This is a genomic window from Microcoleus sp. S36b_A4 (assembly GCF_036700645.1).
GTDB lineage: Bacteria > Cyanobacteriota > Cyanobacteriia > Cyanobacteriales > Microcoleaceae > Microcoleus.
On sequence record NZ_JAUBPI010000005.1, the window covers coordinates 91,724 to 117,596 of the forward strand.

Genomic DNA, 25,873 nt, shown 5'->3' on the forward strand with positions numbered 1-25,873 from the left:
TCGGTTTTCAGCTAGAATTTCATGTTATAATGTGTTCCGTATTCATTGTTTTTTTGAATAACAACATCTTCGTTGATAGCAGCTTCTTTTAAAGCCTGTTTGAGCATTTCAGCATTTTCTAGGTTAATGCCTAACTTACGGGCAAACAAAATAGCTTTATTTTTTCATTCTTGGTGATTCAGATTTAGAGAAGATTCTTCTATTTTATTGCCTAAATCTGCTAGATGACCATTGGGCAGTTTCACTATTAATAACTTTTTTTGAAGGACAAAATAGAATATTAGTCTGCTACGATAATCGACTTTTACTCAAATGTCAATTATATCGTCTTTGAGCTGGGTGGCTGGTTTATCAACATTATTGATGGGTGGCAAAATGGAGCGGTGAATCTGCCCTTCCTTTCAATGCCCAATGCCCAATCCCCAATCCCCAATCCCCGATGCCCAATTCTCAATGCCAATAAAAAAGCCAGGGATGGATATCCCCAGCTCGAAACATAGGACAATTAGTTTTGAGAGTTGGTAGGGCGATGTTTCAGAATCGACCCCACCCACTTTTACCCAACTTAAATCAGGGTAATGTCAGAAGCCGTAATGCCCGGTCTGCCATTCAGAATTGCCAGCGTAACTACTCCGCCAGCAGTACCAAAACCGTTAGAGTCATATCCTAGTCGTCCAGTTTCATTTTCATAAAAGACGAACGGCTCTGTCGCGCCCGCCCCGGCTGGACCAAAACTGCCGTTGTACTGCCCACTCTCAAGTGGCAAGAACGCCTTCGAAGAAATTCGATTCGTATTATCCAGTACCCTCAAGTTGGGGAAGCCGTTGGAGTCATTGATTTGGAAGATAAACTTGTCTTGGCCACTCGTAAAATCGCCGATTTGGTCTGTGTCAGTACCCACGGCGCCCTCGCCGAAGTTGTTGTAGTAGAAGCTGTCATTACCCGATCCGCCAATCAGCGTGTCAGCACCAGGCCCCCCGCCGAGAGAGTCGTTACCGTCGCCGCCGATCAAATAGTCTTTTCCAAAGCCGCCCAGCATGGTGTCGTTCCCACCACCGCCATTTAAGGTATCGTCCCCGGCTCCTCCGAGGGAGTCGATAGCATTGGATGAGTCGCCGAACAGGATGTCATCCCCGCTACCAGTAGTGATCACATCAGTGCCGTTGCCACCAATAATGAAGTTGCTGCCTAAGTTATCAGTAATGACGTTTGGCGCTGTAAGACCGGTAAAGCTGACGCCGCTAGCGTAGGAGATGAAGTCGTTACCCGCAACGTTGCCAATCACGCGATCGCGCGCGCTGCCAAAGATGATGGTGTCACTTCCCTCGCCACCGTTCATGAGGTTGGTGACGGTGAAGCTGCTGCCAGTAGTAGGATTGGTGTAGCCAATTAACAGATCGCCGCCGAGTCCGCCTTCGAGAGTAATCAAAGCCGTACCAGTACCAGCAAAACTGGCCTTGGTAGCATCGATAGTATCGTTGCCATCTCCACCGGCTGCGTTAGTAAAGGTACCGCTCAGGCTGTCGTTGCCTTCGCCGCCGATCATTGTATCCGTCACAAAAGCTGCAACGATTGTGTCATTGCCTACTCCGCCGTCGAGCAAGTTGCGACCCGCGAAGCCGGGAAATGAACTCTGGGCGCCTCCGCTCAAAGTTAGATTCGATACCCTGGATGACTGGATGAAGTCGTCGCCTGCACCTCCCAAAGCGGTATCCTGCGTGGCAAAAACCGTGATCGTGTCGTTGCCGTCGCCGCCCTCAAAGAAGTTTCTGCCGGCTTCAAACTCGCCGATCGCCCCGGTGAGAGAATCGTTGCCGCCACCACCAATCAAGGTGGTTCTCTCAATGCCGATCGTAATGACGCTGCCCTGAGCAAACGGGCTTGTCTGGGTACGGTTGGTAATGAATAAGATGTCGTCGTCAAGATCGCCCGACAGGTAGCTGTTGCTGGCCACACCTCTTAGGGTGTCGTTGCCTTTACCGCCAAAGAGACTGTCTCTTACATTGATACCTACAACCAAGTCGTCGCCCAAATCACCCCGCAAGTAGTTGCTACCTTCATTGCCAGCGAAGCCTCCGGTTAGGGGAAGACCGAGGTTGTTGCCACCCCCTGCGATGAAGAAGCCGATCGAGTCATTGTCCTTACCGCCGTAGAGGGAATCTGCTCTCTGGGCCCCTCCCAGCATCGTATCTGCGCCCTCATTACCAAACATGAGGTTAGCTTCGACAGTACCTTGGATCAAGTCTTCTCCCAAACCGCCGTACAGGCTAGCGCGGGCTTCAGCGATCATGGTGTCATTGCCGGAGTCGCCAAATAGCAAAGCCGGAGTCCGCTGAGATCTGATTGAATCTTCGTCGTCGCCGCCGTATATGGTATCGTTCGGGCCAACTGAAATCAGAGTATCGTTATCGCCTTGGCCAAATATTAAGCTGCCGCCCAGGGTGGAAGTTCTAATGAAATCCGCCCCCTCTCCGGCGAATACTGTATCCGGGCCTAGCCCCGGAAGGTTTAAATCTAGTTGATTAGAATTGTCATCTAACGTTGTCATAAAGCTTCACTCCTCTACTTGTTGGTCATCGCTGGTGCGACTACAGACACTGCCTAGAACACCGAATGTTTGGATTCCGCTGTAGTTTAACCTGTTTGCCAGCCGCAAGTCTAGCCTACTGGCGTTAACCCTGTCTAGACTTTCTCCCTCGCGGATTTTTTGCTTGTAAGCTTTTATTTTCAAAGTCTTCACCCTTTAATAATCCTGGTGCACTGTCTCAGGTGCTCACGCTCCATAAGACGCGGCTCATATTCTTAATGTTCCATTCTGGGTTGGCGGTCGGGGATCGCGTCCGGGGGAGGAAATTAAAGATTAAAAAAGGCAGATCTGGGTGATCGGGAAGACAAGGAAAATTGGGAGATTTTTACTTGGTAACAAGGCTTTGTGGCAATTTCCGGTTTTCCAGGCAGGGCCGTCATTTAATAATTCTGGCCCGGATTGAACTCGGTACCGCTCCGGGCTTTAAAAGTCTACGCCCCGCTTTAGTTCTACGCCCCGATCGCCGTAGTGTTTGTGACAGTATACCTCGGAGTGTACGCTTGCCAAGTCAAAGTAAGCGTGGGGTTTGTGGCAGCGCCCGGTGATAATAATTTCTGTATCCCGCGGCTTGCGTAGCAGGGCTTCGACGATCGGCTCTACCGGCAGCAGTTCTAAGTCTACTGTGGGATTGAGTTCGTCGAGAATAATCGTTTTGTACCAGCCGCTGGCGATCGCACATTTGGCGATTTCCCAGCCGCGTTCTGCTTCTATGCAGTCTAGCTCTTGCTGTTGCCCCCGCCAAACTATAGCATCTCGGCCGCACCGCTGGTGGTCTACTAGCTGCGGGTAGCTTTGCCGCAAGGCTGCGATCGCCGCATCTTCTGTATAACCGCTGCCACCTTTGAGCCATTGCACGATTAACACCCGGTGAGATTGGTCTTGACTGATACCCCTACCTATTGCCTGCAAAGCTTTGCCCAAAGCGCTCGTAGACTTGCCTTTCCCCGCTCCGGTGTATATTTCGATACCCGAAATATGATGGTCTGCCGCTGCGGGGTGATAGTGGGGCTTCATTTCTGAGTGTAAGTCGGCAATCTCCAGCAAAGCTTCCGGGGCCGCTCGACCTGTGGCGATGACTTCTAAATATTCTGGTTTGTTTTTGAGGGTTTGGACTACTTCGTCAACTGGCAGCAAACCCAAGTCCAATACGGGGTTTAGTTCGTCTAGTACCACGACGGAATAGAGCTCGCTGGCGATCGCTCCTTTGGCGATATCCCAGCCTCGCTGAGCTTCGGCGCGATCGAAGCGGGTGATTGCTTCGGTCCCAAAATATTCGGCTCTGCCGGTTCGCACTTGGTCGATCAAGTGCGGAAATGCCCGTTGCAAGGCTTCTATTGCTCCGTCTTCGTCGTAGGAGCGGCCGGGGCCTTTGAGAAAGCGCAGCAACAAGACTCGTGTGGGCGAGTCAGAATTGATACCCAGCCCGATCGACCGCAACACTACTCCCAAAGCTGCCTGAGACTTGCCTTTACCAGCGCCGTCGTAGACGTGAATCTGACCCGCGGCGCGTTCCGACCGGGATGAGGCTGTCCGAATACCAATGCCATTCCTTACCATAATCAGCAGTTGTTTGAGTCTGTAGCGGGGTGGGTATTCGATCGCGCGCCTTGAATGTTTAATTTTTCCATTCTTTTGGCGGATCTCAACAGATTATACGATAACTTCTAACCCCCAATCTTTTAAGCAGCGATCTAACGGAATCAGGTGCTCAAACCTCCGGTTAAGATTCTTCCGCTTGTGCTGTACAATTAAAATTTAACACGGACTGATATACCTAAAGGCTTATGATTGCGAGTGTTTTCCCATTTCGGACTGTTTTGGTGCAAATTTTAATTATGTTTTTGGCGATCGCGATCGAATCGTGGTTTTTGCAAAAACTACTTAAACTCGGCCCCAAAACCAGCATTGAATATACAGCCATCCTCAATCTATCTTGCACTTGCGTAGGCTGGTTAGTTTTCTTCGGCATTGAAAGCGTTCTTAGCAAAGAATTGCGGGAACAGCTTATCGGTTATATTTTATTAGGACGTGGGGATAATGTTTACGCTCCAATAACTATGATAGCACTCTCAGTATTGGCAGTCACATTTCTAGCTAAATGGCAGGGATTAGAATTCATAGAAAACATGGTTTCCGGCAATAAAAAAGCTTCCAAACCTCAGTTTTTAGGACCACCAACCCTCACCCGCCGTCCTCCAAAAAAAACTTTTCAAGTAACTACCCAGTTTGGGGGGATTTTAATCGCCCACACTGTTAGCAATATCGTTATTTTAACCGTGTTGTTTTTGCAAAGCGTCTATTGAAATTTATGATGAAGCAATTTTTAGATGTCACTCAGCAACTCACTAAGCTGACGAACAACCTTTGGGAAACCAATAAAAAAATCCAAAAGGCGATGATTCCGCCTAAAGTTGTCCACTGGAAGACTCCTTTACTACTCAGCATCTTTTTAGCTTTGCTGACAGTGGCGGCAGTCACTGACTGGCGGACGAGAACTCTGCTTTTTGATATGAGCTGGTTATTTTTTACACTTTCAATGGGTTTGCTGACCAGCCAGCAACCTTTTGTGATTAAAGGAGTAAGTCTGAGTCCGTGGGTGACAAGCATTTTAATTGGGTTGTGGTTGCTGGTAAGATTGCCGTCGGATAGGAAGGAAATAGCATGGATAGCTGGCCCACTTATAGCAGTAGTAGTTCTGGCGACAATAGAGATTTGGAATAGCGAGTCGAAACGGGAAGGTATCAGGTCGTTGGTGCGCCCTCATTTTTTGATGATCACTCTAGTTCACCTGCTCTTTTCCTGTTGGTTTGCATTTCACTTTTTAATTCAAGGTTGGATAGAACAGTATCCGAGTGTTTTATCTCAGGATTTAAGGCAAAGCGATTATGTGGTGACATTTCAACAGCCAACTATTAATCGCTCCCGAGGAGTTGTCATCCTCAATGAAATGGAGCGATACCTGCGAAATGAAGCCCGCACAAAACCGTGGGCGCAAGTAGAGCAAATGTTAATAGATATTGACAACGAGCGATTTTTTCTGCGGAATCAAGCCTTAAAAACAACTGGGGTAGTCGCAGAAGATGCGAGGTGGGATGTCAAAACCTCGATCGTCCAAGGAGATTCCCGCTATCAGTTAGAGATGCAGGCAACTTGGCTGGGGCTGGTTTTTAGACCGGAAATATATTCGTTTACCAAATCTTGCGAGGTGTTCAATATAGGCAATAGGGCGACTGTAACCTGTGATGCGATCAAACGCTCTCAACCCGGACAGAAAAAAGATGGGACGGCGGGGGACAGTCAAGTTTGATTCGGTCTCTGTTAACTAATTGCGATCGGTATAGCGGGAGAGTAGGAGAGTCTAAGAGTGGGAGGGAGATTCTGAGAGTCTGAGATGAAAAAAATCCTCTTTCTTTCCTCTTCCCTCTTCCCTCTTCCCTCTTCCTTACACTAAAGTATGGCGAAAGTCTCCAGTGGGTTAATAACTAGATGAATTTGAGAAGAATCTTGACAGTCGCGACCAATGTATTTTGGGAAGTAATTCGCGATCGCATCCTTTACTTAATTATTATTTTTGCTCTGTTGATGGGCGCTTCGGTACGGTTGATACCGGAATTGGCGGCGACAACCGAAAAGAAAATTATTTTAGATATCGGTTTAGCGGCTATGAGCATTCTCGGTTTAATTGCCACAGTGTTTGTGGCTACCGGATTGGTCAACAAAGAAATTGAAAAGCGCACTGTTTATCTGTTAGTTGCTAAGCCGATAAGTCGGGCTGAGTTAATTGTGGGCAAGCACTTAGGACTGTCGGCGGTGCTGGCTGTGCTTGTAGCAGCAATGACTGTTATCTATCTGGCTATTCTGAGTTTGAGCCGCATTCCTTTCCCTTTGGAAAGCATTTTAATCGCTTCGCTATTTATCTGGTTTGAGCTGTGTCTGATGGCTGGTGTCGGGATTTTATTTGGGGTTTTTAGCAGTTCGCTGTTGGCAACTTTACTGACATTTGGCGTTTATTTAATGGGACATTCGACGCGGGATTTAGTGGCTTTGGGCAAGTTAACTAAAAATCCTGGTCTTGAACAATTGATGATGGGACTTTATCTGGTTTTGCCGGATTTAGCCAGATTCAATTTGAGAAACGATGCTGTTTACGGACAAGTTCCTTACTTGGCAGGTTTGATTACAGATGCTGGCTACGGTTTGCTGTATGTGGTGCTGCTGCTGTCAATTGCGATCGCCATATTTTCCCGCCGGGAATTTTAAAGCGCGCATTCCGCACCTTTAGGGTAATGGTTTGTAGTGAAGACTAAAATCCTCACTACAAACAATTTTATTATCGACTTAGAGCGCTAAGATATAGAGAAGGTTATCGATCGCCAATCTTGACTAAAACTCAAACTTTTATTGGTAAAATGAGGTGACTTATGACTACTATAATTCACAAACCGATATCGCAGTTAAAGATTACTTGGCCACTGCTACCCGATGATTTCATCCTACCAGACGACCCTGTAGACGATATAGACCATCCCTTGCTAGCTAACGGTTTGCGCCAGTCTGTAGTGGATTCCCCGGAACTAATGCAAGACGCACTAATAGTTTCTAATTTTGCTTTGTGCGCTGCTGTGGACGATCGCACTATTTGCAAAGCCCCAGACTGGATGTACGTGCAGCCGGTTCAACCTTGGCCTCATAACTATCCCCGCCGTAGTTACACCCCTCATACCGAAGGAACTGTCCCTTTTGTAGTGATAGAATTTCTATCAGCTACTTACGGCGATGAATACTCTGTCGAACACACAGAAGAAATCGGTAAGTGTTTTTTTTACGAACAAGTAATCAAAGTTCCTCGCTATGTCATTTTTCGACCGCATACAGGCAGAATAGAAGTTTATGCGCTTGAATCCGAGCGTTATGACAATCAAAATCCTGATAAAAACGGCCGTTATTTAATACCTGGATTAAATCTATTTCTGGGAGTGTGGCAGGGAACTCGCGAAGGTAGAACGGGATATTGGCTGCGCTGGTGGACGGAGGGCGGAGAACTGCTTTTGTGGCCGGAAGAAAGGGCAGAAAATGAACGCCTGCGGGCAGAAGATGAACGCCTGCGGGCAGAAAATGAACGCCAGCGAGCCGATCGCCAACAGCAAGACAAAGAGTTAGCCGAGACGCTGCTGGAACAGGAAAGACAGCGAAATCAAGAACTTTTGGCTCGATTGGCAGCCCTCGGTATCGATCCAGAATAGCATTAGAAGTCCGATGCAAGTCGGAAAAAGGAAGAGGTTCGAGGGAAGAAGGGAACCCGATCGAGATATGCTTTCTTCATCCTTCTTTCTTTAGTTTGCTTTCTTACTTCTCTGTTTGTCACAAAAAGTTGAAATTATGTTAGTAGAAAAACTCGAACAATTAAAAGATATTTTCGCACAGATGGAACGGGCTTTGATTGCCTACTCCGGCGGAATTGACAGCACTTTGGTGGCAAAAATCGCTTTTGATGTGTTGGGATCTCGCGCTTTGGCAGTGACGGCAGTTTCCCCATCTTTACTGCCAGAAGATTTAGAAGATGCGCGCATTCAAGCAGCAGAAATAGGGATTGCCCACCAGGAAGTACAAACTCAGGAAATGGCAAATCCAAATTACACTTCTAACCCGGTTAACCGCTGCTATTTCTGCAAAAGCGAACTGCACGATACTTTGAAACCTCTAGCACTAGCAAAGGGTTATCCTTATGTGGTGGATGGGGTTAATGCTGACGATTTAAAGGATTACCGTCCCGGAATTCAGGCTGCGAAGGAACGCGGCGCGCGATCGCCTTTAGCAGAAGTAGGCATGACTAAATTGGAAGTGCGGCAGTTGGCTAAAGAATTGGGTTTGCCTTGGTGGGACAAACCGGCTCAACCTTGTTTGAGTTCGCGCTTTCCTTACGGCGAAGAAATCACCGTGGGAAAGTTGCAAAGAGTGGGGCGCGCTGAACGCTATTTGCGGCAGTTGGGACTGAAAAATTTGCGAGTGCGATCGGACGGAGATACGGCCCGCATTGAGTTACCAGCAGAGGAGATTAAGCAGTTTGTGTTAAATGCGGATTTGCCTGCATTAGTCGCGGTGTTTCAAGAGTTTGGTTTTGTTTACGCGACTTTGGATTTGGAGGGGTTTCGCAGTGGCAAATTAAATCAGGTTTTGCAGCCGCAGTTGTTGCAGGCAAAAGGTTGATTAATTTTCCCGAATACAAAAAATTTCTCATGATTGATGTAGTTTGGGAAATGGACAAAGGGGAACCATGGCAATCGAACCTTTATAGTGGCGTTGCTGAATCAGGGTATGAAAAAAAACTTTAAAATCCCAAAGCTGTGTGGATACTGGTTTCTATGACAGTCATATTTAGCGTTTCATACCGTAAATCAGCAACGCCGCGAATTTCTTGATAGTACAATCCCCCGAATTTATCCGTGGGATCAATCAAAAATCTAAAATCTAAAATCTAAAATCGAATGACTCTATGCAGCGGTTTCAACCGCCGAGTCATAAACAGGGTGGCTAACTTTCAACGCCCGAGTCTGATCAAGGAGTAGTTGGCTGAATTTGCTGTGGCTGCATTTGCTGCTGCTGATTTTGGAGCTGAAGTTGCTGCTGCTGGATCTCGAGTTGCCGATTCTCAAGATCTATTTGCCGCTGTCTGTCTTCGAGTTGCAAGCGTCTGTCTTCAAGTTGCAGCAATCTGTCTTCAGCTTGCCGCTGTCTTTCTTCACGTTGTAGCTCTCTTTCTAGCAGTCTGTCTTCACGTTGCTCTTGTCTGTCTTGACGTTGTTCGCGAATCTGTCTGAGCTGATTTCGCCGCTCAAAATCGCCTCCCAAAAATAAGTTTTGAAAAGCGTTGATAGTTGCTTGAAACCCAGTAAAAACGCCGCTAACAGCGCTGATCCCACTTGCAACTCCTGTTATTGGCTGCAAAAAACTGTTGATATTATCTCCTACCCTAGCATAGCCCGATCGCGCTACCAGAATCACATCGTCGTTGCGGAGAGTAGGGTTATTATTAGGATTCAACCCTTGAGCAAAATCTACCTCGATCGTGCGGCGAGAAACAGTACCGTTGGGGTTCAATCGCAATAGTTCTACCTTGTCTTTTTTAGCCCGCAATTGATTGAAACTGCCCGCCGTCAGCAAAGCTTGGTGCAGGGATGTACTAGGCCGCACCTGCAAAGCCCCAGGCCTAATTACTTCTCCTACAATATTGATGCTAATCGCGTTCGGAGAAAAACTGCTATTTGCGACTTGAGAAACTTCCGCTAAGTCTACAGTAGCTGCTGTCGGGATAATTACGCTATCTCCTTCTTGCAGCAAAATATCTTGAGTTGCGTCGCCTTTTTGCAGCAAATCCCACAGATTTACCATGATAGTTTGTTCATTGCCACCTCTGACTCGGCGGCGGATTTGCACGCGGCGAATGTCAGCTTCTGTAGTGATACCACCAGCAATTTTCAATGCTCTAGTTATTGTTGGTAAGCCTACAACTGCTCCTTGCTGTTGGTCGATAGCTACAAAACTCAACTCTGTTTGTTGGTTGCTCGATCGCACATCCGAAGCAAATACAGTATAAGGCCCCGGCCGGTTTACTTCCCCGACAATTACCACACCAATTGGTTTAGTAATATCAGCGGAAAAATTAGCACTGGCTCTTTGGCGAACTTCTTGAGTATTCAGGGCCCTTGCTGTCGGTACAAAAATTGTATCTCCATCTCGAATCGTGACATCTTGACGCAAATTTCCCGTGTCTAAAAAATCCTGCAAATCAACATTAGTAACTTGCTCCGGCCCGCCTCTGTTGGAACGACGAATTTGGACATTTCGCATATCTCCTGCTGATGTCACCCCTTGTGCAAGTTGCAGCATTTCCATCAAAGTCGGGAATTTTACTCCTCCTCCTTCTCTAGTGGGATTAATCTTGTAGGAACCCGGGCGAGTAACTTCACCCGCAAGACCTATATTTAGGGGGCGAGCGACGATCACAGTCACGGTAACAACGGGAACATTGATGAAGGGTTCGTATCGCTGGGTAATCACATTAGCGGCTTGTTGCAGCGTCAACCCTTGAATTGATACGCTGCGAATAATTGGCAAATTGAGCGTCCCATCAACTAACACTTGATATTCTCTGCTGAATTCAGGGACGCCGAAGATATCTAAAGCAATGCGATCGCCCGGGCCTAAAGTATAAGCTGCTTCTGGTGTCAGCGAACCAGAATTGCCGATCGGCGGCAAACTCGAACCCGGAGGTGGCGGCGGTACTCTCGGTTGGTTTGGGTTCCTAGCGGGCGCAGGAGTTCTGACGGCAGGTAACTGAGCTCTACTGGGCAGCGAACTCAATAGCACCAGGAGTGCTGACAAACTCAGACTTGTAGCGGTTTGAATGGTATGTTTCATCTTTCTTCCCTGGTTGCAGCCTGCCAATGAACAAGAGCAATTTAGCTAGTGGATTTTAGTTTATTTTCCCTGCTGTCCAGTGTAGCCTCGCTGTGCTGCAAAATCCACAGGTGCAAGCATAAAAATTGTACGATCGTACTTAACTATTTTGTGCCTTGTTTGTAAAGAAAGTGTAAAGCCCGCCAACTGTTGTCAGGATTAGGATCTCGTTTGAGCAAAATTTTTCATACATAAGTCCGCATATAAATCAACCCGCCGAAGAAAGGAGATAGGAAAAAACCGCCCTGATTTGAGGTAAAATATTAGATAATTCTATCTGCGGGACAAAGACAAGTGTCACTAAAATTGGATAAAGTAATTCCCTGGGGGCGCTGCTTGGATGAATACATAGGAATGTTTAGCTTGACCTCAAGTGACCTCAAGCTAGCAATTCTTGATTGTGCGGGCGGCCCGGCGAGTTTCAATGCGGAAATGAGTCGCCAAGGTAACAAGGTAATTTCTTGCGATCCAGTTTATCAGTTTACTGCGGTGGAAATTGGCGATCGCATCCAAGAAACATATCAAACTGTCATTGACGGTGTAAAAGCCAATGTAGACGGCTACCTGTGGAATAATTTTGAATCGCCCTACCAGCTAGGGGAAGTGCGAATGAAGGCGATGCAGGAATTTTTAGAAGATTTTCCATCAGGCTTACAGCAAGGCCGCTACATAACTGCTGAGCTGCCTGTTTTGCCTTTCGAGAACGGTAAATTCGATTTAGCTTTGTGCAGCCATTTCTTATTTGCTTATTCTCACCTACTTTCCGAAGAATTTCATTTGGAAGCAATTACAGAAATGTGTCGGGTTGCGAAGGAAGTCCGGGTCTTCCCTCTATTGCAGAGTTTTAGCGGGGAGGAATCCGATCACTTAAATCCGATTATCACAGAATTGAAAAAGAGAAGTTTTAGTGTAGAAATTCAAGAGGCTCCTTATGAGTTTCAAAAAGGCGGGAATAAGATGCTGCGAGTTAGCAAAAAAAGCTGAGCATAAAAGTAATAATAACTTATTATGCTGTTATGGAAACCAAATAACAGCCATTAATTCGCCAACTATTATCAAACTGTTTTTCCATGAGATAAATGGCTCGGATTGGGATGCCTTCCGAGTCCAGCAACAGCACCGGCTGAGCGGGAATTCCTTCTACAGTGGCGAGGTTTTCAAATAATACCGAGCGCGGACGGTAGACAGATTGATAGGCAATTTTTACCATGTGCATAAAGTTTTCGGCTGTGCGAAACTGCTGCTGAATTCCGGGACTGGCGAAGGCAAAAGCCCCAGCAGCATCGTCTTTTTGAAATGCTTGCAGTTGCTGTTCTACGACTGAGCGAATGGTAGTGCGATCGCTTTCACTGAGGAACATATCTTTAATAATTTGTCAAGAGATGGGAGTGTCGAATAGTTACTATTATAGCGCTCCAACTTAAAAGCGATTTTGTTGCGGGATGGCTGGGAAGCTGTCAGGGCGATCGGGGTTTATTTAAACCCTGGCCGGCTACAGACATTAGTGGTAAAATTGGTTAAAGACTTTAAGAATTGTCAAAATGCTAAGCAGCGCCGCATTGAGGAAAACAGGGTCGGGGTGGGAATTTGCAAATGAAGAAGCCTTAGAGGATTTTGTCGAAGTTCACTTGCAAAGTTTGCTCGGTTTGACAGTCATCAAGCGGCAATTCACTGTCAACGAGCAAAGATGCGATATTATAGCGGTGGACGAGAATAAACGGTTAGTTGTGCTGGAGTTGAAAAACGGCGAAGATAGATATGTCGTTCAGCAGTTAACCCGTTATTACGATGCTTTGTTGGAACACAAACCTTTTGCCGATCGCGTGGATTACGATCGACCCGTTCGCTTAATAGCAATTACGCTAAAATTTCACAGGGATAATTTTACAGATAGGAAGTATCACGGGCTATTTTTTCAATTTTTGCAATTTGCGATCGTTCCTGACGAGGAAAAATTATATTTACACTTTAAAGATGTAGATGCCGAACATATTGCACGAGTAGAGATTACATATCGAGAACAATACAGCAACGAAACTCTATCTGAACCGCCAAGGTTGCTTTTAAAATTTGTTCAAGAATGTAATGAAACTGAACGCGAAGGAGTTTTGAGCGTTCGCAGACAGATTCTAGGCTGTGATAGACGGGTCAAGGAACTTACTGACTCTAGTAGTATTAAGTATGGTTTCGGCAAAAATAAATTGATTGCTGAATTTAGATTTGATGCCAGACGAAATAGCCCTGCAATGTTTTTATGGCTGCCACTTCCCAGAGGATACAACAATAATAAAATCCTAGCTAGAATGAGAATTTGGACGAATTGGGAAATAGTCACAGATACAGGTTATATTCGGAAGGGAATTGGCATAATGGTTAATGAGGATGAGTACAAAGTAGGTATGGTTTCTCCTTCAGCTAAGTTAATGCCTGATACCTCCTATAGGGCATTAGGTGCCAGGGATAAATTTTTGAACGATCCAGCATACAGAAAGAATTATGTTATGAATAATTTGGAATTTTATGTGAGCAAGTATGGACGGAACTACCGTCACGGTTCGCCGTTAGCGATGTCCATAACATACTATTTTAAGATAATTGGAAAAAGTGACGAATCCACTTCTTTAGAAAGAATAGTTAATTTAGCTTTAGAATCAAGATTGGTAAAACTCTAACTTGGAAGAATTAATAAACCCGATCGCACCCATCACCCCTTAGCCAATCCACTATCCATCTGCGTCTATCTGCGTGCATCTGCGGTTAACAAAACCTCCTCAATAGCTTCGCAACAAATCAAATTACCCAACTTTGATATAATATTACACCTAGAAGCCAAACTCAAGCCAACTCATGCCACAAACAGTCTGGATCGCACGACACGGAAACCGCATCGACTTCGTTAACCCCGACTGGTTTCTCACCGCAGAACACCGCTACGATCCCCACCTTTCCGAAGACGGTCACGTTCAAGCTAAACAACTCGCCAATCGCCTCAAAGGAGAAGGAATTTCTCATATTTTTGCTTCCCCTTTTCTGCGAACTGTCCAAACAGCAAATCACGCGGCCGAAGCTCTCGATTTGTCAATTAAACTAGAGTGGGGACTGTGCGAATGGTTGAATCCGGAATGGATGACAGAAATGCCGGAAACTGAGTCCGTCGAAGCTTTGTGCAGGCGTTTTCCCCGGATTGATGCTTCCTACAAAAGCGGTATTACTAATTATCCCGAAACTGGGGAAGCTTGTCTCAAAAGGGCGGGGGAAACTGCTAAACGCCTCGCGGCTGAGTTTCCTGAAGATATGTTATTAGTAGGTCACGGTGCGTCGGTTTTAGGAACTGCGATCGGGCTAGCGGGCTGTGCAGAAACGGAAATTAACGCTTCTTTGTGCTGTTTGGTGAAAGTGGTGCGGGGTGAGGGAGAATGGTCGATCGCACTTAATGGCGATACTTCTCACCTGACTGACTCTGAAACCGCGATCCGGTTTAATTAAAGTTGAGATTCGTGCGAAAAATCGCATTTTATGCTATGTGTGTAAGGTGCGCGGCAGAAGAGCACCTTACGTTCATCTGATTAGTCCGAATCTGGGTGTTATTGTTTAATCTCGATCGCACATTTTAAATCGAAAATCTTAAATCGATATGGCTGGACACAGTAAGTGGGCGAATATTAAACGCCAAAAAGCGAGAGTTGATGCCGTTAAAGGCAAGGTTTTTGCTCGAATATCTCGCGAAATTATTGTCGCGGCCCGCAGCGGAGTTCCCGATCCCGCTGGCAATTTTCAACTGCGGACGGCTATTGAAAAAGCCAAGGCGGCGGATATTCCTAATGAAAACATAGAAAGGGCGATCGCCAAAGGTGCTGGCTTGGCGGGGGGAAGTTCGGAATTAGAAGCTATTCGCTACGAAGGTTACGGCGTTGGCGGGGTTGCTATTCTGATTGAAGCGCTGACAGACAATCGCAACCGCACAGCGGCTGACTTGCGAGAAGCTTTTACTAAAAATGGCGGAAACTTGGGCGAAACTGGTTGTGTGGGCTGGATGTTTGACAACAAAGGAGTTTGTACTGTACGCGGCCCGATTGATGAGGAACAATTGTTTGAAGCGTCCCTAGAGGCGGCGGCGGAATCTTATGATTTGATATTAATTGATGAGGATACTGAAGGTGCAGAGGTATTTACAAGTGTGGCTCATCTGGAACAACTGGCTGATGTTTTGAAACAAAAAAAATTTGCAGTTTTGCAGTCGGAAAATCGCTGGATTCCGAGCAATACAGTGGAAATAGACACTCCTGAAAAAGCTCGATCGCTCCTAAAGTTAATGGATGCACTGGAAGATTTGGATGACGTGCAAAGCGTCACGGCGAATTTTGAAATGACCGATGAATTGATGTCTTTGAGTATGGTGTAACAATCTAAATCACCAGATTTTGGCCATCCGCAAGACAAATCCCGGTAACTCTGGATCTGCGCTGACTGTTTCAGGATTATCTAAGATTTCAGGTTCGCAATCGGGACGGTAGATGTAGACTTTTCTGTTTTTGCGATCGAGCAAAAAGCCGAGCGATACACCGTTCTCAATATATTCTTGCATCTTGTTTTGCAATCCCTTGAGAGTGTCACTAGCAGACCGCAATTCAATCACAAAGTCGGGACAAATCGGTGCGAATGAGGCTTTTTGTTCTTCAGTTAAGGCATTCCAGCGCTCTAGTTTAATCCAGGAGGCATCGGGAGATCGGGTTGCTCCATTCGGCAAGGTAAAGCCTGCACTGGAGTCAAACGTTTCACCTGTGCCATCTTCTTCTGCCCAGTTTGCAAGTTGCTGAAAAATCTTACCGTTTCGATTCCCTGTATCTGAAAAAGCTGGTGACATGATAATGACTTCCCCACTGGCAGTACGCTCAATTCTCAAATCGCGATTAACTATACAGAATTCATAGAACTGTTCAACAGTCATCGATTGGATCGCAGGGAAATTGACCGTCAGTGGGACGCTTTCGGTTTGAATTAGCAGCGTCGTCATGGTTTTTCCTCAGTTGGTGCAGGGGTGATAGAATACCTTGAGCTTATCATATCTTAGCTTGGCGATCGCAAGTCTTAATCGATCGCGGATTCGGAGGCTTGTATCCGTTTTTGGGCTGGGTCAATCGATTTTAGATTTTAGATTTTAGATTTTAGATTAAAGAATTGAAGCATTGACCCCACGGAGCAATTCGGGGGGCAAGTTTCATCGGATACAGGTTTTTTATTTCTGGACGGATGAATCACGTGGCGGGTATCCTGGATGCTTGATTGTCAATAATCTTTTTTCCCAGTCAGCAAATAAGTAACCATGTATCCCTTGCCCTTAATTTGAATGGCGCCGCGCTTCTGAAAAGTATATTTATCTTTTAATATCTCGTAGGTTTCGGCGGTGACTTGAATGCAGCCGGTAATCCCGTGGGATTCCATGCGCGAAGCAATATTTACTGTGTCGCCCCAGAGGTCGTAAATAAACTTTTTTAAGCCGATAACGCCGGCAACGACAGGGCCACTGCTAATCCCGATCCGAATGCTGAAAGGTTCCGAATGTTCTAAACTGAGGAGCCGAATTTCGTGTAGCATATCGATCGCCATGTTCGCAACTGCCTCGGCATGATCCTCTCTGGCCGTAGGCAAACCGCCGACAACCATGTAAGCGTCACCAATAGTCTTAATTTTCTCCAAACCGTGGCGATCGGCCAAGTGGTCAAAAGCGGAAAAAATATCGTTGAGCACTTCCACCACTGCCGTCGCTGAAATTCTCGACGAAAGCTCTGTAAACCCCACAATGTCCGCAAACATGACAGTTACTTCCGCAAAACTTTCGGCGATATTGTGTTCATTGTCCTTCAAACGCAGGGCGATCGCTGCGGGCAAAACGTTCAGCAGCAATTGCTCGGATTTAGCTTGTTCGAGTTCCAACTGTAGGTAAGCAGCCTGCAACTGTTCGGCTTGGCGAATTCTTTCTCCGGCTAGCTTTTCGATTTGGGCGGTGCGACTCAAAGATGTCAGCATATATGTCACCGGAATCAGAGTCCACAGCATCCCCATCGTCAGAGTTCCCCAAGAGCGCCAGTGCTTGCGAATCCTGCGAATTTCCGGCGTTGCCGACACGTACATAGACCACTGGCGGCCGCTAATTTTCAGCCGCCTTCTGCAAGCTGTATAGTTCGGGCCTGGATTGTCAAGAATCGGGCAGTTTTGTAGGAGAGAGGGTTTTGCAGCGACTGATACTGGAAGCACTTGTTGGCTCGCGGATTGGAACTGCACCGCAAATTGCTGAATTTGCCTCTCAGCAGGGAGGTTTTTGAGAACCGGGTTGGCCGTTTGGGGTAACAATGACGCTGCTTGTTGCTTGTCTGGAGCCTCGCTAACGAGATAAATATTGAGGTATTCGGTATTGCGTCCTTTTAAAGAGGTTTGGAAAATATCTTTGCCTCGAAATACGCCCAGAACAAATCCTTGTAGCAATTGGCGACGGGATTCCAGGGTAGTCGGTTTACTGCTGTTTTCGTAAATCGGAACTATTGCCAAAAGACCCTGTTCCGGGGAATTGCCCTGAGTTAAGCCGATGTAGTTGGTGACAATCATTTCTCCTGTATCGCGCCCTCGATCGAGCGCGACGCGGATTTCTGGGTGGGAGGCGAGGTCAAAGCCTAATACTGTCTCGTTTCCGGCTGGTGGTTCGACGTAGAAAGCCGGGAAGTATTCGGAACGCTGGAGGGCCTTGCGGAGTTCTCCTCGCGGGCCGCGCTCTGTAATCTCGAAGCTGGGATCTGTTTCGGTTCTAGCTTTGGTTTCGTAGTTGCGCCGCTCGGAATTGGGGACGCGGGGGGCCCAAGCCAGGAGTTGCAGGCTGGGGTGGACGGATAGGGGCCGGGCGACAAACCGGGCAAAAGAGGAACGCTCAACGGCGCTGAAGGCTTTCATGTAGTCGCTGAGGGCGAGAACAGTATCTAAGTCGGAGTTGAGCTGGCGTTCGATGCCGATCGAAATATCGTCAATGCGGCGGTGCATTTCGTAGTCGCGGCGCTTGTCTTCCCAGTCCCAAACCAAGGCAAATGTCAAAACCGACAGCCCGACACCCAAAGCCAGCGTCAACCCGGCTGGAATGTAGCGAGACCAGGATAAAGGTAGTTTTTTCAGCATAATTGCCTAGCGAATAAGGGCTGCAGATTAGCACACCGCTGAGTGCGATTTGTTCCGGCCTCTGAGTGCGGTTAATTCAAAACCCTGATAACTCAAGCACCGACGGCAATTGGGAATTAAAAGTTAGATATTTAAACTTTTACTTTTACATTAATGGACGATCGCTCAGCAGGGGATTTCAATCCAAAATTCCGCTCCCTGTCCGGGCGCTGAGATGCACCGCAGGCTTCCCTTATGTTTTTCTACCACAATTTGATGGCTGATGGATAATCCTAAACCAGTTCCAGAGCCTACGGGCTTGGTGGTGAAGAACGGGTCAAATAGCCGCTTGCGAACCTCTTCGCTCATTCCCGGGCCACTGTCGGCGATGCAAATTACCATGCGATCGCAATCACTGAGCTGGGTTTTACTGTGGCTTTTCAACCCAGCTTTTTTCATGAGGGTGCGAATCACGATCGTCCGAGGTTCCGGTTGGTTTTCTAGAGCATCGATCGCATTGCTGATAATATTGAGAAATACCTGGTTTAACTGCCCCGCACAACAGTAAATTTTTGAGACTTTTCCGTATTCTTTAATAATTTCAATCCGGCTTTTTTGACTTGCCTGATGCAATCTGTGCTGCAAAATTAACAGTGTACTGTCAATTCCTTCATGAACGTCTACTAACTTCATTTCTGATTCATCCAGCCGCGAAAAGTTCCGCAGCGACAACACAATATTACTGATTCTTTCTACTCCTACTCTCATAGAGTTTAGCATTTTTGGCAAATCTTCCTTCAGAAAATCTAACTCTAAGTCCTTAACTTTTTTAGCAATCTGAGGCCCTGGGGACGGATAGCATTCCTGGTAGAGACTTAACAGTTCAATTAAATCGTGAAAATAGTTGTAAGTATGAGAAATATTGCCGTTAATAAAAGTGGCAGGATTGTTGATTTCGTGGGCAATCCCAGCCACCATCTGACCGAGACTCGACATTTTTTCGGATTGAACTAATTGGATTTGAGCGTTTTGTAGCTGTTCGTATGCTTCTTGCAATTGGGCGGCTTGTTTTCTTAATTGAGATTCGGAAGCTTGGAGTGCAGCGGCGGAAATTTTGCGATTGGTTATATTTTCAATCATCCCTAAGTTGTAAATAGGTTGTCCTTCACCGTCTCGAATCAAAGTAGCTGTCACGTTTACCCAAACAATTTTACCTGTAGCGGTAATCTGGCGGAGTTCGATTTGATAGTGAGTAATTTCTCCCCGCTTAAGAGAATCAGCAACTTGGAGATTTTTTGGAGAATCTTCGGGATGTCCAAGTTCAATAAATGTTTGGGCAAGCAATTCTGCTGCGGTATATCCCAGCATTTCGCAGTAAGTTTTATTGACTCTCACTAACTTATTATCATCTAAATTAGCTAAGTAGATAGCGATGGGTGCATCTTCAAAAATTGTGCGAAATAGTTCCTCGCTGGCCCGGACTTGAGCTGCTAGGGAAAGCCTATCGGTGATGTCTTCAAAAGTAGACAAAATGCCGACAACATTGCCGGAATTGTCGTGTAAAGGTATTTTATTTGTATCCAGACAGCACTGGGTGCCGTCGGCTTGCATTTTGGATTCTATGATGTGATATTCTGGGGTGTTGGTTGCCATGATACGGCGGTCGCAGGCTCGAAAAAATTCTGTTTCTTCCGGCTTCCAAGGCATATCGAAGTCGGTGAGACCGGCGATTTCACTGGGGTGATTGAAACCTGCGACTTTGGCAAAGTTTTTGTTGCCTCCCAAGTAAACTAAATCTCGATCTTTCCAGGCGATTAACTGAGGGATGTTATTGATTACCAACCACAGCATTTTTTGGGAGGTTTCCAAGGCTTCCGTGCGTTCTAGGACGCGCTTTTCTAGTTCTTGATTGGCTTGTTGCAGGGCGATTTTTGACTCGCTGAGGGCGATTTCTGCTAGCTTGCGATCGCTGATGTCGATTGTCACTCCCTCCCACAGTATATCGCCCCCAGGCTGCATTTCGGGGCGGGCAATGCCGCGAATCCATTTCACTTTTCCCGATCCGGTTACGATCCGCCCTTCATATATCCAAGGTTTGAGAGTTTTGCCGGAAATTGCGATTGATTCTAACAGATTTTTTAGGTCTTCTGGATGCACCGTTGCCCAAATTAAATCCGAGTTTTGTTCAACTTTTTCTGGCTCTAATTCGTAGAGTTCCCAACAGCCGGAACTTACATAAATGAATTCATTTGAACCGTCGGGATGCAGCAAGTATTGATAAATCATTCCCGGCACGTTGGCGGCCATTTTTTGGAATCTGGCTTCGCTTTGGATCAGTGCTGATTCTGCAAGTTTGCGATCGCTAATATCAATCAACAAGCCGTCCCAAATAATGTTATCTTTTTCGCCCGGTTCTGGTCGGGAAGCCCCGCTAATCCACTTAATCCGATCGCCCGGAAAAACAAATCTTCCTTCCCACCGCAAAGGCTCTAAAGTTTTAGCTGAGGTAGCAACAGATTCATGGAAGCTTGGCGCATCGTCTGGATGAATCATTTCGATCGCGGGCCTAGCTGAATTTTGGAGTACCTCTGGTTCTAATTCCCAGAGTTCGCGGCAGCCGGAACTGACGTAGGGGAAAGACATAGCGCCGTCTGCTGCTAACTGAAATTGATAAATCATGCCGGGAACGTTGGCGGCTAGTTTTTGAAACCTCGCTTCGCTTTGCCGTAGTGCTGTTTCTGCTTCTACGCGATCGGTAATATCGTAAAATGCCGATAAAATTGCGGCTTCGCCATTAAAATTAATCGCTCGCATCGACATTTTTACCCAAAAAAAACTACCATTTGCTTTCTTGAGGCAGATTTCTTCGCGGTCGCTAAAACCATTTTGTTTGACTAATTCTAGCAATTGAATGTGGTCGTTGATATTGGCATAAAATTCATTTTTTTTTCCACCAAGGAGTTCTTCATTACTCAAACCTAAACTTTCACCAAGAGCAGGATTTGCATACAAAATAACGCTGTCTTCTATGCGCGTAATTAACATGGGAACGGGAGTCGTACTGGCGATAACGCGCAATCTTTCTTCGCTTTCTTCCCTGGCTGTTTCGGCTGTTACTCTTTTGCTAATATCGTTCTGAACTCCGATAAAATGAGTTAATTTTCCCTCATTATCTAGGATGGGGGAAACCATTAATTCGTTCCAAAAAGGAGTTTTGTCTTTGCGATAATTTTTGATAATTACCTGAATTTCCGTTCCCGCTTCCAAGCTGCGGCGGAGTTTATTTAATTCGGCATGATCGGTATCGGGGCCCTGCAAAAACCGGCAGTTGCGTCCAATAACTTCTTCGGCACTGTAACCGGTCAGTTTCTCAAAAGCAGGATTGCAGTAGATAATAGGTGTGTCAGGCTTGCGAGCATCCGCGATGAGGATACTGTTGCTCGAAGCTGCGATCGCCCGTTCTAGGAGAGACAGGTTGAAAGAGTCTGTTGTCATCTGTAGCAATATCCAAACTCCTTGGGAGCGGACAGAACAATAGGAAATTATAAATAGCTTGAGCCATTCTTATTCTATAATTTTATTTTTAATTTAGCTTTTTTAACAAAGTCAGCAGCCCAAAAAAGCCGACGGGGGAGACGACTAATACCATTTTAGATTTTAGATTTTAGATTGGCAATGACTGATTCCATTATGGTTTGGGGCACGGGCATACAATTACCTTTGTGCTTGAAAGTAAGTAGTATAACAGAAGGCATTCGGTACTTATCCAGAAAACAGAAGGTGAAAATACCCAAGGCGGCAAGAAAAGAGAAGGTGAAAACACTGATATGTTGAACTTTTTTTCTTCTCCTCCTTCCATCCGGTTCATCAACCCTTTTAAATTGACAAGCTAATGCAAGAACCCTGAGCAGTTTTGCTTACTTCAATTCTGGCTTGAAAAGCTTCTTTCAGGTGCGGCATATGGGTAACGGTGAGGATGCAGGCGAAGTCGGAGGCGATCGCATTAATTGCAGCAATCAGCCGATCGCACCCTTCAGCATCCTGAGTCCCAAATCCCTCATCAATAATCAACATTTGTAAAGCCGTGCCCGCCCGCTGAGACAGCAATCTCGCCAGCGCCAGCCGAATCGCAAAATTAATCCGAAAAGCTTCACCGCCAGAGTAAGTTTCGTAGGCGCGAGTACCGCGAGCATCAGCAATTAAAATGTCTAAAGTGTCAATCAATTTAGTTGCTTTTTTAGAAGCAGCAGCCCGCTGAGTAATAAATTGAACGTGCAATTGATTCGCGCTCAATCTCGACAATATCTGATTGGTTTCAGCTTCGAGTTGAGGCAAAACATTTTCAATCATTAAAGCTTGAATGCCGTTTTTACCAAAGGCTTGACCCAACTCTTGATAAACTCGCTGCTGGCGTTTGGCAACTTGCATTTGCTCTTTTTGAGCTACTAGCTGAACTTGCAGATTTTCCAGATTTTGCTGCTGCTGCTGGAGGCGTCCGAGACTTCCCAAATGTTGGTCTAGCTGCTGGCGGCGGCGACTGATTTGCTGTTCGATCGCACTTATGCGAGCTGTGGGATCGGGATGTTCTTGCAATTGCTGGTTCATCGCGGCAGTTTGAGCGCTGACAACTTGCAAATCTTGATCGCGTACTGCGATGGAATTTGCTATTTCATTAACCCGCTGCTGCACTTGGGGGTACTGCACAGTTGCCGATCGCAATTTTTCGGCGCGGGCGATCCAAAACTGCGATCGGCGCATTTCGCTCCGCACGTGTTCGTGCTGTTCCAAATTATAGCCAATTTCAGCAATGTATCTATCTAAAGATAGAATTTGCTGCTGTATTTCCGAGCTGTTTTTTTGCTGTTCTAACTGTTGCTGTACGGTGACTAATTGAGTTTGCAAATCCGGGCGGCGGGCATTAATTTTATTCAGTTTCTGCTGAGCGTCTTTGATTTGAGCTTGCTTAATTTCCGCCCACCGCAAGCGCTTTTCATCGCTGCGGGCGAGGGAGTGGCTGCGATCGCTGTAATTGAGCTGTTGCAGTTGTTGTTCGATTTGCTGGAGTTCGCCCAAATCCTCCGCTGCATACTCGCCGGTGCGTAGCAACCGCTCGATTTCTGCAGCGTCTTGACGCATACTTTGCAGTCGGTTTTCATCTTGGCCCAGGCTATCTAATTGTGCTTGTAAATGACTGCGGCGTTCCCGCAATTCTTGGTAGGGCGCTAATTCCTCTTCAAGTTCGCGGTATTCATGTCTGAGAACTTGAATTTCGCGCTCAGAGACGGCCAACTGTTCGCGCACAACCCACAGTTGGTTCCAGATTTCCTGCTGTTGGGTGTGGTGTTTTGTGACTACCAAATTCCAGTAGTGTTCGTCTAAAGGTCGATCGCACAAAGGACAATTGCCAAAATTTGCATCCCGCACCATTAAAGGGGAATTCGATGGCTCGTTTTCCGCAAAATTCGAGGCTTTACCTTCGCCTGCGGTTGTTTCTCCTTCATGTTTCCGCAGCAGTTGCAGTTTTTGGTCGATTTCGGCGAGTCTGGTTTGATAGTCGCGGCTTTTGGCTTGCAGGTTTCCGAGAAAGTCGTGCCTTTCTTGACCTTTTTCGCGGACTCGCTGCTGATAAACTCGCTTGTTTTCCAACTGCAAAATTTGATTGGCGATAGCCGAGATTTCCTGCTGTAATTGCGGCTGTCGCTGCTGCTGCTGAACTTGCACCTGTCGGTTAATTTCCTCTAAGCGGGCCGTTAAACCAGCGCGGGCGCGATCGAGCTTTTGTTGCTTTTGCTGCTGCTGTTGTAGTAGTGGCGAAACTTGCAGTTGCAGTTGCTCTAGTTCATTGAGGCGCGATCGAACTGCTTGCAACTGTGCGAGTCCTTTGTCAACCTCCGGCTGCTGTTTGAGAATCTCCAGAACATCTTTTTCATCTTGTTCTAAAACCTCTAATTGAGCTTGCAACTGCTGAATTTTACTTTGCACAAAGTTCAGTTCTTGCCGTTGCTGTTCTTGCAATTGCTGACGCTGATTTTGGGCTTGTTGATTAACCTTAAATTTTCCCGCCAGACTTTCTTCTGTGGCTTGCAAGCTGTGGAAATACGCGATGCCGGCTGTTATTTCATTTTCTTGTCCAAGGAGGGCTTGCAGCTCATTTTTCTGCTGTTTTGCTGCGCTGAGTTCTTGCTGCAAGCGGCGGCATTCTTGAGAGATATTGTAGTGTTGTTGCTGGTAGCCTGCGAGGAGTTCTTTCCAACTTTGGCGGTTGTGGTGCTGGAGTTGCAGTTGCTGTAACTCGTTTGTGTCGGCTTGCTGCTGCTGCTGAAGCAAATCGGTTGCTTGCTGCAATTGAGTTTGTTCGGAGGCGAGAGCTTCTTTTTGTTGCAGTTGCTCTTGTACGGTTAGCAAACTCTGTTTGAGCACTTCGACTTGAGCTTTAAATTGTTTGGAGGTATCCTTGGCTTGTTCGGATAAAGTGTCGTAGGAGTCGAGTTTGAGTAGGTTGGCTAAAACTTGTTTGCGTTCGATCGGCTTTTTGAGCATAAATTCATCAGCTCGCCCCTGCCGCAAATACGCCGAGTTGATGAAAGTATCGTAATCAAGTTTGATGTGTTCGAGGATTTTTTGCTGAGTGGTTCTCAGCCCCTTGTCTGTGAGCGTGCGAAAATTAAGTTTTTCCTCACTCTCGGCAGAATTCAAGCTGACTTGAAATTCCAAACTTCCCGATTGTCCGCGCCGACGGTTGCGAATCACCCGGTAGATTTGGCCGCCGGTGGAGAAAGTGAAATCAACGCGCACATCAGTTTCGCCGATATGGATGATATCGTCTTCCGTATCGCTGCGGCAACAGCCCCAAAGTGCCCAGGATATGGCTTCTAAGAGGGAGGATTTGCCAGCACCGTTAGGCCCGCAAATGCAAGCGGTGTGCAGGCCGCGAAAGTCTAAAGCAGCTTCGCGATAGCTGAGAAAATTTTTGAGTGTAAGTTGTATAGGAATCATTTAGGCCATCGCGCCATACAATCTATCTATAAATAACACTATTTGTACGCTGTTGCCTAGTTATTCAATCTAGATCCAGAACAATTGTCAGTGCTTCTGCAATTTCTTCCATAATTGTCTCGGACAAGGTTCCGAGTTGTCGGACAAATCTTTGTTGGGAGACGGAACGGACTTGAAAAGTATCGGCGGCCGAGACTTTAGTCAAGCCATTTTCGCCACTGGGTTCTAGTCGAACCATCCAATTTCTCTCGGTCTATCGCTCTTTCCAGTCAGTGATGGGAACAATAACTTCAAGCAGCAAAATTCCAACCGTTTCATCGCTGACAATTACTACCGGACGGGTTTTGCCGATTTCGGCGCCCACAGTAGGTTCAAGCGCAACCAGCCAGATTTCGCCTCTACGCATTAGTTTTTATCCCTGCATTAAGGTATTCTTCCTCGGATTCAAAATAGGGTTCGCTGTCAGCCGACCACAAATCATGTAAAGCACCTCCCGGCATATAATCTTTTACTGCTGCTTCTGCTGCGGCTCTGAGTTTCTGCTTTCTCTCGGCTTTACGCTGGGCTTTTTCTTCTATTTCTTCGCGCATCATCCGCGAAGCTGTTTCGATGATTTCTAGGGCGTCGGTTCAGTATTAGGAGTTGACAAAACACACTGAAAATGATATGTGAATTGAAAAGCCTGTTAAATTC

The 25,873-nt window shown here is 46.4% G+C and carries 21 protein-coding genes and 1 pseudogene; 9 read left to right on the forward strand and 13 right to left on the reverse strand.

Features of this window, described 5'->3' with window-relative positions:
- Nucleotides 1-11: 11 nt before the first annotated feature.
- From QUA03_RS03125 to QUA03_RS03140, 4 genes are all read right to left on the reverse strand, one after another.
- Nucleotides 12-152 carry a DUF6883 domain-containing protein gene (locus QUA03_RS03125; RefSeq protein ID WP_333209619.1) on the reverse strand — a complete coding sequence of 47 codons (141 nt, stop codon included), beginning with the start codon at nucleotides 150-152 and terminating at the stop codon, nucleotides 12-14.
- 413 nt (nucleotides 153-565) lie between these two features.
- Nucleotides 566-2,548 carry a calcium-binding protein gene (locus tag QUA03_RS03130; protein WP_333209579.1) on the reverse strand — a complete coding sequence of 661 codons (1,983 nt, stop codon included), beginning with the start codon at nucleotides 2,546-2,548 and terminating at the stop codon, nucleotides 566-568.
- A gap of 6 nt (nucleotides 2,549-2,554) precedes the next feature.
- Nucleotides 2,555-2,731 carry a hypothetical protein gene (locus tag QUA03_RS03135; RefSeq protein WP_333060313.1) on the reverse strand — a complete coding sequence of 59 codons (177 nt, stop codon included), beginning with the start codon at nucleotides 2,729-2,731 and terminating at the stop codon, nucleotides 2,555-2,557.
- A gap of 279 nt (nucleotides 2,732-3,010) precedes the next feature.
- Complete coding sequence (locus tag QUA03_RS03140) at nucleotides 3,011-4,144, reverse strand: cob(I)yrinic acid a,c-diamide adenosyltransferase (RefSeq protein ID WP_333209580.1); 1,134 nt, start codon at nucleotides 4,142-4,144, stop codon at nucleotides 3,011-3,013.
- 227 nt (nucleotides 4,145-4,371) lie between these two features.
- Here QUA03_RS03140 and fraC point away from each other — a divergent pair, with 227 nt between their 5' ends.
- From fraC to larE, 5 genes are all read left to right on the forward strand, one after another.
- Nucleotides 4,372-4,890, forward strand: a complete 519-nt coding sequence (gene fraC / locus QUA03_RS03145; protein WP_333142471.1) for a filament integrity protein FraC — start codon at nucleotides 4,372-4,374, stop codon at nucleotides 4,888-4,890.
- A 5-nt stretch (nucleotides 4,891-4,895) separates the two neighbouring features.
- Nucleotides 4,896-5,894 (forward strand): DUF5357 family protein, encoded by a 999-nt coding sequence (locus QUA03_RS03150; protein ID WP_333209582.1) that lies wholly within the window; start codon nucleotides 4,896-4,898, stop codon nucleotides 5,892-5,894.
- A gap of 179 nt (nucleotides 5,895-6,073) precedes the next feature.
- Nucleotides 6,074-6,847, forward strand: coding sequence for an ABC transporter permease (locus QUA03_RS03155; RefSeq protein WP_333209584.1), 774 nt, complete (start codon nucleotides 6,074-6,076; stop codon nucleotides 6,845-6,847).
- A gap of 161 nt (nucleotides 6,848-7,008) precedes the next feature.
- Entirely contained in the window at nucleotides 7,009-7,830 is an 822-nt protein-coding gene (locus tag QUA03_RS03160) for a Uma2 family endonuclease (RefSeq protein ID WP_333209586.1), read from the forward strand.
- Nucleotides 7,831-7,966: 136 nt separating this feature from the next.
- Complete coding sequence (larE, locus tag QUA03_RS03165; protein ID WP_333209588.1) at nucleotides 7,967-8,794, forward strand: ATP-dependent sacrificial sulfur transferase LarE; 828 nt, start codon at nucleotides 7,967-7,969, stop codon at nucleotides 8,792-8,794.
- Between the two features lie 121 nt (nucleotides 8,795-8,915).
- On the opposite strand, the gene QUA03_RS03170 is transcribed toward larE, so the two are convergent.
- Both QUA03_RS03170 and QUA03_RS03175 read right to left on the reverse strand, forming a co-directional pair.
- A complete protein-coding gene (locus tag QUA03_RS03170; protein WP_333209590.1) occupies nucleotides 8,916-9,044 on the reverse strand; it encodes a hypothetical protein in 129 nt (42 codons plus the stop codon).
- 98 nt (nucleotides 9,045-9,142) lie between these two features.
- Nucleotides 9,143-11,005 carry a polysaccharide biosynthesis/export family protein gene (locus QUA03_RS03175; RefSeq protein ID WP_333209592.1) on the reverse strand — a complete coding sequence of 621 codons (1,863 nt, stop codon included), beginning with the start codon at nucleotides 11,003-11,005 and terminating at the stop codon, nucleotides 9,143-9,145.
- 333 nt (nucleotides 11,006-11,338) lie between these two features.
- On the opposite strand from QUA03_RS03175, the gene QUA03_RS03180 reads away from it, so the two are divergent.
- On the forward strand, nucleotides 11,339-12,028 hold the full coding sequence (locus QUA03_RS03180; RefSeq protein ID WP_333209594.1) for a class I SAM-dependent methyltransferase: 690 nt from the start codon (nucleotides 11,339-11,341) through the stop codon (nucleotides 12,026-12,028).
- A gap of 22 nt (nucleotides 12,029-12,050) precedes the next feature.
- On the opposite strand, the gene QUA03_RS03185 is transcribed toward QUA03_RS03180, so the two are convergent.
- A complete protein-coding gene (locus QUA03_RS03185; RefSeq protein WP_333209595.1) occupies nucleotides 12,051-12,404 on the reverse strand; it encodes a DUF4864 domain-containing protein in 354 nt (117 codons plus the stop codon).
- Nucleotides 12,405-12,585: 181 nt separating this feature from the next.
- Here QUA03_RS03185 and QUA03_RS03190 point away from each other — a divergent pair, with 181 nt between their 5' ends.
- The 3 genes from QUA03_RS03190 (at nucleotide 12,586) to QUA03_RS03200 (ending at nucleotide 15,446) form a co-directional block, all read left to right on the forward strand.
- Nucleotides 12,586-13,716 (forward strand): endonuclease NucS domain-containing protein, encoded by a 1,131-nt coding sequence (locus QUA03_RS03190; RefSeq protein WP_333209597.1) that lies wholly within the window; start codon nucleotides 12,586-12,588, stop codon nucleotides 13,714-13,716.
- 175 nt (nucleotides 13,717-13,891) lie between these two features.
- Nucleotides 13,892-14,530 carry a histidine phosphatase family protein gene (locus tag QUA03_RS03195; protein ID WP_333209599.1) on the forward strand — a complete coding sequence of 213 codons (639 nt, stop codon included), beginning with the start codon at nucleotides 13,892-13,894 and terminating at the stop codon, nucleotides 14,528-14,530.
- Nucleotides 14,531-14,678: 148 nt separating this feature from the next.
- Complete coding sequence (locus QUA03_RS03200; RefSeq protein ID WP_333209601.1) at nucleotides 14,679-15,446, forward strand: YebC/PmpR family DNA-binding transcriptional regulator; 768 nt, start codon at nucleotides 14,679-14,681, stop codon at nucleotides 15,444-15,446.
- A 9-nt stretch (nucleotides 15,447-15,455) separates the two neighbouring features.
- On the opposite strand, the gene QUA03_RS03205 is transcribed toward QUA03_RS03200, so the two are convergent.
- The 6 genes and pseudogenes from QUA03_RS03205 to QUA03_RS03230 all read right to left on the reverse strand — a co-directional run bounded on the left by QUA03_RS03205 (nucleotide 15,456) and on the right by QUA03_RS03230 (nucleotide 25,773).
- Nucleotides 15,456-16,058, reverse strand: a complete 603-nt coding sequence (locus QUA03_RS03205; protein ID WP_333209603.1) for a Uma2 family endonuclease — start codon at nucleotides 16,056-16,058, stop codon at nucleotides 15,456-15,458.
- Between the two features lie 272 nt (nucleotides 16,059-16,330).
- Nucleotides 16,331-18,205 (reverse strand): adenylate/guanylate cyclase domain-containing protein, encoded by a 1,875-nt coding sequence (locus QUA03_RS03210; protein ID WP_333209605.1) that lies wholly within the window; start codon nucleotides 18,203-18,205, stop codon nucleotides 16,331-16,333.
- Nucleotides 18,206-18,370: 165 nt separating this feature from the next.
- A complete protein-coding gene (locus QUA03_RS03215; protein ID WP_333209607.1) occupies nucleotides 18,371-21,679 on the reverse strand; it encodes a PAS domain S-box protein in 3,309 nt (1,102 codons plus the stop codon).
- Nucleotides 21,680-22,060: 381 nt separating this feature from the next.
- Nucleotides 22,061-25,180, reverse strand: a complete 3,120-nt coding sequence (locus tag QUA03_RS03220) for an SbcC/MukB-like Walker B domain-containing protein (protein WP_333209609.1) — start codon at nucleotides 25,178-25,180, stop codon at nucleotides 22,061-22,063.
- 64 nt (nucleotides 25,181-25,244) lie between these two features.
- A pseudogene (locus QUA03_RS03225) lies at nucleotides 25,245-25,586 on the reverse strand (type II toxin-antitoxin system PemK/MazF family toxin).
- Nucleotides 25,579-25,773: a hypothetical protein gene (locus QUA03_RS03230; RefSeq protein ID WP_333209612.1), complete on the reverse strand. Its 195-nt coding sequence runs from the start codon at nucleotides 25,771-25,773 to the stop codon at nucleotides 25,579-25,581. Before QUA03_RS03230 ends, QUA03_RS03225 begins: the two are co-directional and overlap by 8 nt.
- Nucleotides 25,774-25,873 lie beyond the last annotated feature (100 nt).